Origin of the sequence: Shewanella sp. SNU WT4 (assembly GCF_006494715.1) — a bacterium.
Taxonomy (GTDB): Bacteria; Pseudomonadota; Gammaproteobacteria; order Enterobacterales; family Shewanellaceae; genus Shewanella.
Map to the genome: position 1 here is coordinate 3,258,718 of NZ_CP041151.1, position 12,691 is coordinate 3,271,408.

Below are 12,691 nucleotides of genomic sequence, written 5' to 3' on the forward strand. Positions count from 1 at the left end.
TGACAAGCCTATTCCTAGTGATAAAATGACCGCCATTAAATTCATACTGGGAAATCGGTAATGCGAGTCAGCAAGTACCTTCTATCTACTCAAAAAGAAACCCCTGCCAATGCAGAAGTTATTAGCCATCAGTTGATGCTGCGTGCGGGCATGATCCGCCGCAATGCCTCTGGCCTTTATAGCTACCTGCCGACAGGCTTGCGTGTACTGCGTAAAGTGGAAGCCATTGTTCGTGAAGAAATGAACAATGCTGGCGCCATTGAAGTACTAATGCCTATGGTTCAACCAGCAGATTTGTGGGTAGAAACAGGTCGTTGGGATAAGTTTGGCCCAGAATTGCTGCGCTTTAAGGACCGTCATAACCGTGATTTCGTTCTGGGACCTACCCATGAAGAAGTGATCACTGACGTAGTTCGTAAAGAAGTAACTTCATACAAGCAGTTACCGCTGAACCTGTATCAGATCCAAACTAAGTTCCGCGATGAAGTGCGCCCACGTTTTGGCGTAATGCGCTCACGCGAATTCTTAATGAAAGATGCTTACTCTTTCCATTTAGATCAGCAGACCATGGATGATACTTATCACTCCATGTTTAACGCTTACAGCAACATCATGAACCGTATGGGCTTAGGTTTCCGCCCAGTACTGGCTGATACTGGCTCTATTGGTGGCAGCATGTCACACGAGTTCCACGTTCTGGCTAACAGCGGTGAAGACTTAATTGCTTACTCAACTGGCAGCGATTACGCCGCTAACATTGAAAAAGCAGAATCGCCAATGCCAACGACTACTCGCCAAGCTGCGACTGTAGCCATGGAATTGGTAGATACTCCAAATGCGAAAACCATTGCTGAATTAGTTGAGCAATTTGGTTTAGACATCACCAAAACTGTTAAGACCTTAATCGTGCGCGGCGCCACTGAAGCGGCCCCATTAGTGGCCTTAGTCGTGCGCGGCGATCATGAACTTAACGAAGTTAAAGCTGACAAACTGCCATTAGTGGCAGCGCCACTGGAATTTGCTTCTGATGCTGAAATCCGTGACGCAGTAGGCGCAGGCCCTGGTTCTATCGGTCCAGTCGGTTTAACTATGCCAGTATTTATCGACCACAGCGTAGCTGTGATGAGCGATTTTGCCGGCGGCGCTAACCAAGAAGATAAGCATTTCTTTGGTATCAACTGGGAGCGTGATTTACCACTGGCTGAAGCCTTTGATTTACGTAACGTAGTTGAAGGTGAAACCACGCCTGATGGCTTAGGTACTTATGCCTTTGCTCGCGGTATTGAAGTTGGTCATATCTTCCAGTTAGGTACTAACTATTCAGCGGCCATGAACGCCACTGTACTGGATGAAAACGGTAAGTCACAAGTATTGCTGATGGGTTGTTACGGTGTGGGCGTAAGCCGCATTGTGGCAGCAGCCATTGAGCAAAACCATGACGATCGCGGTATTATTTGGCCAGATGCAATTGCCCCATTCCAAGTGGGTATTCTGCCAATGAACATGCACAAGTCGCATCGCGTTACTGATATCGCTGAGCAACTGTATGCGGATTTAACCGCTGCTGGTGTTGAAGTGTTATTTGATGATCGTAAAGAGCGACCAGGCGTGATGTTTGCCGATATGGAACTGATTGGTCTGCCACACGTGATCGTGATTGGCGATCGCAATATCGATAACCAAGTGTACGAATACAAGAATCGTCGCACTGGTGAAAAGCAAGAAATCCCGTTTGATCAAATCGTTGATTTCATTAAGTCACAATTACCTCGTTAAGCGGTAATGCTGTGATTAAGCCTCAGACCTTAGGGTGTGAGGCTTTTTTATTTTAATGATTTAGCCAAGGTTACTTTTAAGGTAGCTATGTAATGGCCTGATTTTAAATATTATTGTGGCCGCGTATTACGCGCTAAGATAGGACAATACTATGATCCAAGCACACAAGGTAGTCACCATAGATTATTTGGTGGTCGATGAAAATGAACATCTGGTTGATTCATCTGAAGGCCGTGAACCGTTAACGTATTTACACGGTGTCGGCAATATCATCCGTGGTTTAGAGCAAGCCATTGAAGGTAAAAAAGCCGGTGATAGCTTTCTGGTGACAGTGTCCCCCGAAGATGGTTATGGCGAATATAACCCAAGCAATGTCCAGCAGGTGCCAGTAGAAGCCTTTGGCAGCGTGGAAAAGGTAGAAGTAGGTATGTCATTCTCAGCTCAAGGCCCAGATGGCGATATTCCAGTGACTATTACTGCCATTAATGACAACGAAGCGACTGTGGATGCTAATCATCCATTAGCTGGTAAAACCTTAACGTTCAGCGGCACTATTCGCGATGTGCGCGATGCCAGCATGGAAGAGATTAGCCGCGGTCATGTGCACTAATCTAAGCGAGTTCATCGGCTAAAAGCGGTTAACTCATCATCAAGCTTGTCGCCACGATGGGCTTGATGAATTCTATTTTCCGCGTGATGCTTCACCTCCCGTTCGCGCAACAATGCTGCTTTCCTTAATATAATGCAGCTTTCCTTGATGCTTGTAAGCTTGCAGTATGACCGCAAAAGCACGCGAACTTATCCTCTCTATTGCCAGCAAACTCAAACAAAGCATGAAAAGACAAAAAACAGCGAGGCGGCCAATTTAATCACCACCGCAATAGGCGCTCTGCCTGATGCCTTATATACACTCACCTAAGCGCTAGCCCATTTGATGCTAGTGATGATTTCGATGACAATGGATTTTAAACATAAAATCAGAGCCTTCTGTCAACAGAACTAAAAATTGTTTTGCTAATACGCTGGAGGATATGCACAAGCTGAGTTAAGTTTTAATTAAGTAGCGCAATCGACTCAGGGGTGAGTATGACGACCACATTGGATGTCTCCACGCGAGAAACCATTAATTCATTGTCATCACCAGCACCTCTCGGGCCTATGATTGGCCTAGTACTCGGTGGTGGTGGCGCCCGCGCTGCTTATCAAGTCGGTGTACTCAAAGCGATAGCACAACTGTATCCGCGCAATCATGGCATACCATTTCAGGTTATTTGCGGCACGTCAGCGGGCGCCATTAATGGCACGGCCATGGCAAGTTATGCCAGCTGCTTTCACTTAGGGGTGCGTAAATTAGAATGGGTGTGGCGCAATATGCAAACTCATCATATTTACTGCGCCTCAGCAGGCGCTGTCAGTAGTCATTTGATTAAGATGCTGCTGCGCGGTTTGCAAGATGACAAGGTCAGCCCGGATGCCAGCAGCTTATTTAATAATGAGCCCCTTAGGCACCTACTCAGTCAAGTGATCAACTTTCAGCGGATTGATAGGAATATTCAGCACGGTTTTTTGCGCGCGGTGAGCGTGGAAACCTCATGTTATAACGATGCTAGCAGTTACTGTTTCTTTCAGGCCCAGCATCAAGTGGCTAATTGGCAGCGCCATAAACGCTATGGTATGCGCCAGCGCCTTAATACCGAGCACTTATTAGCGAGCGCTGCCATTCCGACCTTGTTCCCTTCGGTAAAAATTCACAAAGATTATCATGGGGATGGCTCAATTCATCAGCAAGCACCATTATCGAGCCCAATTCATTTAGGCGCCGATAAACTGCTAGTGATAAACCTTGAAAGCATGCATAAAGATCAGTCTAAGTCCCTGCCCCATCACCCAAGGCTCGCGGGCGTAACTGGGCATTTACTGGATAGTATATTTTCAGACACGCTCAATACCGATTTGGAGCGTTTGCAGCGAGTTAACAACACCTTAGGTTTAATACCGCAGCCATATCGCCAGCAATTAGCACTCAAACCTATCGAAACCTTAGTGATTAAACCCAGTGAAGACATGACCCTGATTGCAGCGCAGTATTATATGGAGATGCCAAAAGCTGTGCGGCTATTACTTAAAGTCATAGGGGTTAATCAACATGCAGAATCGAGTATTTTGTCGTATTTGTTATTTGAAAAAGAATATACCCGCCACTTAATCCAATTGGGTTATCAAGATGCCATGTGTCAGCTCGATGATATTAAGCAGTTTTTTCAAATAAATGGTTAAGGCAATAGCAGTTAATGGCCGTCATTAAAGCCGTTAACTGCTGTTAACAACAGCTAATGGCGTTAATCGAAGTACGCTTATTGCTGCAAAATATCGGCGTCCGCTCGTTCAGCCGTATCTTGCCGCTTGGCATAAGACGCTAATAGCAACATATCGCTATAGGTCCAGACGGGCTTAGTGACTAAATTGGCCGCAGCTTTTGCTGTTACATCCGCAGATGTTGCAGTTGCGCTTAAGCGGCCAAAGTTGGCTTCTTGATTAGCGGCCACCAGCTGCAGCTCTCCATAAGCATCAAGATGGTCGGGCAGAGATAAGATGACCGGTGACTGCGCGCCGTGGGGCATTAATTGAAAATGCAGCTGATAATCACGCTTTTGCAGCACCCATTTATCCGGCAGGCGCATATTGCTATTCCACCAGTTGCCATCAAGGGCATTAAGCTTGGCTTGAGTGGTTGCAACATCCTCTGCCCCAAGCTCAGTTAAACGCTTGGCTAAGCTCACACTAAATTGCTCGCTAAATTGCTTAATACTGAGATTGGGCGCTTGCTGCAAAATATCGCGGGCTAAAATGGCGCCTAACATATTGGAGTACAAGTCTTCTGGTGAAAAAGCTGAGGCAAGCTCAGACCAGCCGCCCACCGATGTCATCCCAAACCACTGCGCCACTTCATGCCACTGAGCCAACTGATAGGCCATAACGCTGGCAAACTCTACCCCCAACTGACGCTTACTGTCATTATCTAGGGCATAGTCTTGTTGATGCAGCACTATTTGACGGGAACGCAGCTCAGCACTTAAGGCTAACTCATAGTCAGTGCCTATATAAGGCCACAATTGCTGATACAAATAATAAGTGTTATCGGCAGTATCACGCACATGGGCGATATCGATAAAACCGCCATGGCGAGTATAGATTAAGCCATTAGCCTCGCGGCCAACTCCTAATAAGCTAGTCACTACTCCTTGGCGGCCATCATTGTATTGATGCCCTCCTAAGTCAGTAATGGCGACCACATTGGCGAGAGAAAAAAATGGCACTGGCACGCTGCCCATTTTCGCCTTTAAGTTAGTACCAAAGGCGCAGCAAGGACGCACGCCCACAGGCGCATCGATGGCGCGAGCCGGCATGCTTATCAGCCACACTAAGCCAATAAGCACAGTGTGTATTAGGGCGCGGACATGGGATGGCTTCATCTTAAAATGCTTCATTAATTTGGAAATACACGCCGCTAGAATCTTTACCAATACCAACATCTAAGCGGATATTCACCCTAGGTTTAAAGGCTAAGCGATAACCTATGCCTAAGGTCGGTAGCCAGTCTTGACTAAATAATCCAGACCAATCAGGAGCCACATTGCCAGCTCCAGCCCAGTAAACCAATCCATGACGCTCGCTCAACGCTTGGCGCAATTCAATTTGGCTACTAAGAAAATAGTTATCCCGATATTGCCCTTGATAGTAACCGCGCATGCGGCCATCCGTGCCAAGCTTTGGCAAGGCGTACCAAGGCACATCGCCACGAGAGCCTTCACCATAAACCTCAAAGGCGACAATATACTGCGGGCTAAACCTATGATATTGACGGACATTGACTGACATCTTGTCAAAACCAAAGTCAGAACCCCATTGCTTGCTATAGTGTTGATACTTAATTTCTGCCAATAAGCCGCGCTCGGGATTAGGCGCAAAATCACGGCTATCATAAGCCAAAGACAGGTTGAGTCCACTGATGCGACTGTCTTGCAATTGCTCAGCATTAAGCGCAGGCCCCTCGGCACTCAGCTCAGTTACTGACTGAAAGTCCCAGCCAAGCTGCACATAGGTATTACGCAGTAAGCGATAACTGACATTAGGCGATAACTCTAACACTTGGCTATCGTAAGCCGTTTGATTGGCGCTGTTGCTGGCAGCTTCTTTGCCTATGCCCCAATAATCTTGCGGCGAATGGCTAAGCCAAGCATCCAGTCCCAAACGCCAGGTGTCATCGCCAAAGTAACTGCGATTTTCAACGCCAAGTCCGTAGGAGCCGGAACTTGATACAAACGACTTAACGCTTAAGGTTGAGAGTTGGACATTATCTTCTCGCCCGGACGGCGAATATAAACCAATGGCAGCAACCCCTAAGCCAAATCCTTGCACAGGATTGACAAAAGGTCCTGGCAATACGCCCCAGTCAATGCCTTGGCTGACATCAATATCCTTACTGCCGCCAAGCTCTTTGAGCATATCTTCAAGCCAGTCGGCATTCGCTAGCGGACTGAATAAGGCCGCTATGCTCGCAAGTAAGCCAATGCTTAACCTCAAAAACGGTACTCTAGAGATAACATGCCGCTTTGGCGTCCACCCAGCCCAACTTCGCCTACCAGCGACCAGTCGTTACTAATCAAATACTGGAAACCCACTAAGGTATTCCACGGGGTAGTTAAATGCTGCTCCACATCAAAACGCGCTTCGCCATTACTATCGACGAGTTTAATCAGCTCATTTCCCGCAGGGCCTAAATCTAAATCACTAATCTTACCGCTAAGCTCTTGCTCTACTTCTTGATACATACCGCCTACCCACAGACGCAGCGGTAAACCTTTATCTGAGAAGTCATAACCAATACGCGGTGATAACACGAAAGCGTTAATGTTGCCGTCAATCACAGTTAAGCGGGTGTTAGTAAGGCTGGCATCAATCAAGGTAAACCAATTACCCACGCCGCCTGCAATCACAATACCGCCGCCATACAAGTAGCCGTCTAAATCTAATCGAAAATCAAACGAAGGTAAGCCTTGGGTAATAGGCGGACGACCTGGTATCAGTTGCACTTTATTGACATGCACCTTGGTCTCAGTGTAGCCAGTCATTTTTCCAGCGATGGCATAGACATTTAAAAAGGGTAACAACCAAGCATCGGCGCGCAGGGTATAGACTTGGCTTTGCTGCTCACCGTGCTCAGCGCTGATATCTATGGCATCAGGTGCTAACGGCCGGTTTGGAAAAAAGGGATGATTCAAGCCACCAAAACCTATGCTATCAACCTCAATCCCTTGCTCAACATGCATAGCGCCAATGCTCAAACCAAAAGGCTCTGGCAGCACGTAACCTTTTGCGATGGCTTCATCAGCAAATAGCGGCAACCACGCCTCAGCGTTAACTGTTGGTGAAAAAAGAGCAAAGATAAATAACGGCGAAAGAAAGGCGCGAGTCGAGCTCATTGGGGTTCCATTAGCATTGAGGCAATTAGACCATAGGTGAGGCGCTAGTCTAAATAATCGACTTGAAAAAGTAAACTTGTGAGTGTACTTTTAGTCGAGAGTTAACTTAGGCCGTTTAATAAAAATTTACATGAAATTATCAGAACTTAAGCATCAAGCCATACTTGAGCAAGCCAAGCATGAATTTCTCGCAAAAGGTTATCAAGCCGCTAATCTTGACCATATTTGCTTAGCCGCAGGCGTATCTAAACGCACCTTGTATCGCCATTTTGATAATAAGCTCGAGTTATTCAAGGCAGTATTATTAGCTTTACACCTTAAGCTACAAACGCCTACATCTGAATGTTTCAATCCTGAATTAGCATTAGAGCCACAATTAATGTGTCTATTGAGCGAGCAAAGCGCCTTGTTGTGCCTTGATGCTAGTATGCAGAGTATTCGCATGCTGTTATCTCAGTGTTTACAACAACCTGAAATGGCTAAGCAATTACTCTCGTTGGTGCGTGAGCAAGACAATAGTATCGACCTCTGGTTAAAAGATGCCCTGAAGGCAGGCAAACTCAGCGGGGATATTAAGGCCATGAGTCGCACCTTAAAGAGCCTATTTAATGGTGTGTTTTTATGGCCAAGTCTATTCGAATTAGATACGCACTGCGATAACAACGCCGCCGATATTAGTAATGCTGAAATTTGCCGAGTGTTTTTAGCCGCTTACGCAGTGAATAAGCTCAATGGTTAACTGCTATTAAGCAAATTTAACCTCCCAGCAAAAATATCTCAGCCCGCTCGACCCGCCTAGGCTTACCTTGCAACAGCAAAATATCATCGGCTTGCAGCAACCAGTCAGAGGGTGGATTTTCAACTTCTGCGCCACTGCGCCGAATTGCCCGAATTTCAATTCTAAGGCGGGCAACGGGTACTTGACTCAAGCGCTTACCCACGGCCCAGGCTGATGCCGGCAGCGCCACCGCATGCAATTGCTCTAAAGTAAAATCCGATTCTTGACCGCTAAAAAAGCCATGCAAATAATGGTAATGATTACGCCGCTCCGACTCTAAGCGCTTTAAAATTCGAGTTAAGGGCACGCCGCAGCGATACAAGACTTGCGACACTAACATTAAGCTGCCTTCTAAGGATTCAGGGATCACTTGGCTCGCGCCTGCTTGTTCAAATTCCGTCATGTTAGAGTCATCACGGGTGCGCACTAAAATAGTGAGTTGCGGCGCTAATTCGCGCGCCAGCGGCAAGACTTCTTCTAAGGCGCGGCCATCACAAAAGCTAATCACTAACATGTTTACATCAAGTAACCCCGCTTCCAACAACAAACTACGTTTACAGGCATCGCCAAATAATACTGGCTCCCCTGCTATTCGCGCCTCAGATACGCGGGTTGGGTCGAGATCTAACACCACATAAGGCACAGCTTCTGAGCGCAAAAAGCGGGCTACGGTTTGACCAACACGTCCATATCCCAAGATCAACACCTGAGCTTGGCGCACTTTAGGGCTAACACTATGATTTTCAACATCTGCGCCCATGCCGCCAAAGGCGCCTATTATCTCACCGCAATGACGAATTAACGCTGGCGCTAATCCCATGGATATCACAGCCACCATCACTAAAATGGTGCTAATTTCACTACTAAGTAGCTGATAATTAACTGCCAATGCCAACACTACAAAACTAAATTCTCCGACTTGCGCGAGGGTAATAGCGCTGGTCGCCGCAATTTTTGTAGACTCACCGCTGAGGCGCAAAATGCCGAATAAAATCGCAATTTTACCTACAACTACCGCAAGTAAAATCACTAAGACTTGCCACCAAAATGACACCACTAAGGTTAAATCCAGCAGCATGCCTATGGAGATAAAAAATAGCCCCATCAGCAAATCCCGAAATGGACTAATGTCCGCTTCTAATTGGCGCCGATACTGACTTTCCCCCAATAACATGCCTGCCATAAAGGCGCCGAGCGCCATGGATAATCCGAGCCAATGGGTAAAGACTCCAGTCAGAGTGGCAACCACTAAGGTAGTGAGTACAAACAACTCATTGGAGCGTGAGCGCGCCACTTCATCAAATAATTTAGGGAGCGCCCAGCGGCCAAAGGCCATCAAGGCTACAAAGGCCACGATCCCTTTCACTAAGGCGATAAATATTTCGGAGTGATTAGCAGCCTGACTCTCACTGCCCATAAGAGGTAACAGAATCAATAACGGAATAACCGCTAAGTCTTGGAACAATAATACGCTGACCGACAATTCGCCGTGGCGCCGCCTTAACCAGCCTTGCTCGTTAAGCAGTTTAAGCACAATAGCCGTGGAGGATAAGGCGATAACCGCACCAATTATCATGGCTTCTACCAAAGATAAGCCTAGCGCCAGCGACACTAACACGACGACGCTTGATGTCACAATCACCTGCGCGCTGCCTAAACCAAACACAGTGCGGCGCATGGCCAGCAATCGCGGCAAAGAAAATTCTAGCCCTAAGGTAAACATCAAGAGCACAACGCCAAGCTCAGCGACCGATTGCATTTGCTGCTGACTAAACCAATCAAAGCCGCCAGGGCCGCTTAACATGCCGGTTAATAAGTAAGCCAAAATGGCTGGCAGCCCTAAACGTCGAAACCAAGCAATCGAAGCAATAGCAATCACTAACATCAACAGGATCTTTACCAAGAATGCTTGTTCCATAGACCTCCCGTTGTCAAAAAAATGCCAGTGCGACTTATCTGACAGCTTCCACTCACAATGTTAACGCCTTGTAAATAGTAACCGAATGACAAGTAAAGACAAATTTATTTATTTCTTAAGTAGGCACAGAGATTGCTAAGTAATATCAACCAAATCGGTCAATCATAGACGTAACTGAGATTGCCAACGTCTAAGGGAGTTACCATGAGCTCATTCGCCCAAATAGCACATATCAATCCAGCTAACAGCAACTTAGGCTTTTGGCCTGGCTTTAACCCTAAGTCATCCTTATCTAGCCAAGATCAAATTGCTATCTTGCAGCGCTTACATGCAAGCTTAGAGCCGGAGCAAGTGCTCGCGACATTTTCCCAAGTGATCGGCAATTTCTTGCCTGTCCACGGCTTAAAATTGCACACAGCCACTAACAAGTGGGTGTGGGGCCATCAGTCAGGCCAACACATTCATAGACCCATAGTAGCCAATGTTACCTTGCAATATTATCTAGCTAAGGCGCTGAGCAGCGATGATTTACTCTGCTTACAACTATTTGAGTCTTGGTTAGCCCCAGCCATCAATAATGCCCTGACTCACAGCCAAGTGGCTAATCAAGCCATGCATGATAGTCTCACAGGCTTAGGTAATCGCCGCGGCTTTGAATTAAGCATGGATAAAGCCATAGCGCGCAGTCGCCGCAATGGCTTGCCTCTATCCTTAATGATTTTGGATTTAGATAACTTTAAACAGGTCAATGACAACCAAGGCCATCAACAAGGGGATGCACTGCTGCAAAGTTTCGCCAGTATTCTCAATCAGCAACTACGGGATACCGACCGAGGTTTTAGAGTGGGCGGAGATGAATTTACCATTTTGCTTGATACTAATGCTGCTGGCGCCCATTTACTCGCAAACCGCATACTTGCGCAAGTGAGTGCCAATGAGGCTTGCCAACAAGCTAAGATAGGTGTGAGCATAGGCTTAGCTCAGTGGCAAGCCAGTGCCACTGCCGCCAAACTGTATGAAACTGCAGATAAGGCCTTGTACGCTGCTAAAGCCAGTGGCAAACATACCGCCTGTAGCGCTTGCGATTAATATCAGCCGCGGTTTAATCCAGTTAACAATCTTGAACAATCTAGACATGAGTCGTTGGGGACTAACGCGTTAACATTAAAGCTAAAGTTAAAGTTAAACATGGACTATTAGCCATTAGCCTGGAGTAACACAGGCAAGCCAACCCGCACCTTGGTCTTGGGCCAGCGCATGACGCTCAACCCATAATCCTGAGGCCACTAAGGTTTGGTTATAAAACACTAACGGGACCTGCTCTCTAATCCATGGCGCGACCGCTAATTCTTGCCACATTTTCTTAAGCTCGCGCCCTTGATGGCGAAAACTCGGATGACAGCGTAAACGGCCACTGATGTCTTTATCCCCCCAATAACCAACGCTTACGACTTCATCCTGATGCGGCAATCGTAAACGCGCGCCCTCACGGGCTAAGCGCCACTCAAGTTGCACACTCGGATACGCCAGACGCAAACAGGGTTCGCTTTGTGATTGCGAGTTCAGCGCCTGTGAACTCAATAACTGTAAATCCAGCGCCTCTTTTCCCTGCCCCAACGTTTGCCCTAAGGTTGTCACTATTGCCTGACGGATAACCTCAAAGCGCGCTTTATCAGAAACAGATGCCGTCGCCACATAGAGGCCATCGCCAAAACGTCTTAATAAACAGCCAGAAACATGCAAGCTTACTTTGGCATCCTCTTTGGCCGAATGAATCTGCATTAACACTTGCTGCAGTTGCACTTGGCTAGGCATGGGGCATTGTCTGCGCTGAATAAAGCGCCTTAACACTTGCGTTTGCCAATCAGGTGATAACTGAGCTAAGCCAGATACACAGAGACTCATGCCATTTATGGCTGAATATTGCTCTAAACGCTGCAAACGCACATCGACTTCTTCAGTTAATAGCTCATATTCATTGGCGCATAGACTGGCGCTACGCGACGCCGTGCGGGCAATGGCAGGCCAGCGCTGTTTAAGCTTAGGGATGATTTCGTGGCGTAAAAAGTTGCGATCAAAGCGGGTATCTTGATTACTTTCATCATCAATGTGAGTAATAGCAAATAAAGCGGCAAACTCTTCTAACTCGTCACGACTTAACGCTAAAAACGGTCGGCACTGCCATTTATGCGCGCCAAAGGCTTGCACTGCGCCCATAGCGCTTAAGCCTAATGGCCCAAAGCCGCGGGCTAAGGCAAGCAGCACAGTTTCGAGTTGATCGTCTTGATGATGAGCGGTAAGTAAAACATCGCCTGCTGCCATCAAATCATCAAGCGCTTGATAACGAGCGTCTCGAGCAACAGCTTCTAAGCTTTTACCCGCACGATTATCAAGATTGACGCGGCACACAGTTAACGGCAATTGATAGAGCGCGGCGCGCTGACTGCAATGCTTAACCCAAGTATCAGCATGCTGACTTAAGCCGTGGTGCACATGCACCAAGCACACACGGTAGCGCACGCGTTCTTCAGTTACGTCACATCCTTGATGCTGCATAAAAGCCGCCGCAGTGGCCGCCAATAACTCAGAATCCATGCCACCACTGTAACCAATAAACAAGGTGCGGGTGTGACTTGCGGGGCTAAGAGGGGCTGCGACTTCTAACGCCTTAATAGCTTGTTCAAATTGTGCCAACAATGGCGCCATTAACGCGAAATCCATAGCTAACCTCTTGAT

Annotated in this window: 10 protein-coding genes; 5 read left to right on the forward strand and 5 right to left on the reverse strand. The window is 47.2% G+C overall.

The window, feature by feature from the left end:
* Positions 1-60 precede the first annotated feature (60 nt).
* The 3 genes from FJQ87_RS14655 (at position 61) to FJQ87_RS14665 (ending at position 4,053) form a co-directional block, all read left to right on the forward strand.
* Positions 61-1,776 carry a proline--tRNA ligase gene (locus FJQ87_RS14655; RefSeq protein WP_140933246.1) on the forward strand — a complete coding sequence of 572 codons (1,716 nt, stop codon included), beginning with the start codon at positions 61-63 and terminating at the stop codon, positions 1,774-1,776.
* A gap of 151 nt (positions 1,777-1,927) precedes the next feature.
* Positions 1,928-2,386 (forward strand): peptidylprolyl isomerase, encoded by a 459-nt coding sequence (locus tag FJQ87_RS14660; protein ID WP_140933247.1) that lies wholly within the window; start codon positions 1,928-1,930, stop codon positions 2,384-2,386.
* Between the two features lie 548 nt (positions 2,387-2,934).
* The gene (locus tag FJQ87_RS14665) at positions 2,935-4,053 is read left to right on the forward strand and encodes a patatin-like phospholipase family protein (RefSeq protein ID WP_140934140.1); all 1,119 of its coding nucleotides are present in this window, start codon (positions 2,935-2,937) and stop codon (positions 4,051-4,053) included.
* Between the two features lie 77 nt (positions 4,054-4,130).
* On the opposite strand, the gene FJQ87_RS14670 is transcribed toward FJQ87_RS14665, so the two are convergent.
* Genes FJQ87_RS14670 through FJQ87_RS14680 form a run of 3 tightly spaced genes read right to left on the reverse strand, consistent with a single transcriptional unit; the run spans position 4,131 to position 7,259 of the window.
* Positions 4,131-5,249 (reverse strand): DUF4056 domain-containing protein, encoded by a 1,119-nt coding sequence (locus FJQ87_RS14670; protein ID WP_140934141.1) that lies wholly within the window; start codon positions 5,247-5,249, stop codon positions 4,131-4,133.
* Position 5,250: 1 nt separating this feature from the next.
* A complete protein-coding gene (locus FJQ87_RS14675) occupies positions 5,251-6,360 on the reverse strand; it encodes a BamA/TamA family outer membrane protein (protein ID WP_206194348.1) in 1,110 nt (369 codons plus the stop codon).
* Positions 6,357-7,259, reverse strand: a complete 903-nt coding sequence (locus FJQ87_RS14680; protein WP_140933248.1) for a TonB-dependent receptor — start codon at positions 7,257-7,259, stop codon at positions 6,357-6,359. The genes FJQ87_RS14675 and FJQ87_RS14680 overlap by 4 nt, the downstream gene beginning before the upstream one ends.
* Before the next feature lie 130 nt (positions 7,260-7,389).
* On the opposite strand from FJQ87_RS14680, the gene FJQ87_RS14685 reads away from it, so the two are divergent.
* Entirely contained in the window at positions 7,390-7,998 is a 609-nt protein-coding gene (locus FJQ87_RS14685) for a TetR/AcrR family transcriptional regulator (RefSeq protein ID WP_140933249.1), read from the forward strand.
* 16 nt (positions 7,999-8,014) lie between these two features.
* On the opposite strand, the gene FJQ87_RS14690 is transcribed toward FJQ87_RS14685, so the two are convergent.
* A complete protein-coding gene (locus FJQ87_RS14690; protein WP_140933250.1) occupies positions 8,015-9,955 on the reverse strand; it encodes a monovalent cation:proton antiporter family protein in 1,941 nt (646 codons plus the stop codon).
* 204 nt (positions 9,956-10,159) lie between these two features.
* Between FJQ87_RS14690 and FJQ87_RS14695 the strand changes: the two genes are divergently transcribed.
* Positions 10,160-11,044: a GGDEF domain-containing protein gene (locus tag FJQ87_RS14695; protein WP_140933251.1), complete on the forward strand. Its 885-nt coding sequence runs from the start codon at positions 10,160-10,162 to the stop codon at positions 11,042-11,044.
* A 114-nt stretch (positions 11,045-11,158) separates the two neighbouring features.
* Here FJQ87_RS14695 and tilS read toward each other — a convergent pair whose 3' ends face one another.
* Entirely contained in the window at positions 11,159-12,676 is a 1,518-nt protein-coding gene (gene tilS, locus FJQ87_RS14700) for a tRNA lysidine(34) synthetase TilS (protein ID WP_140933252.1), read from the reverse strand.
* Between the last annotated feature and the right edge of the window lie 15 nt (positions 12,677-12,691).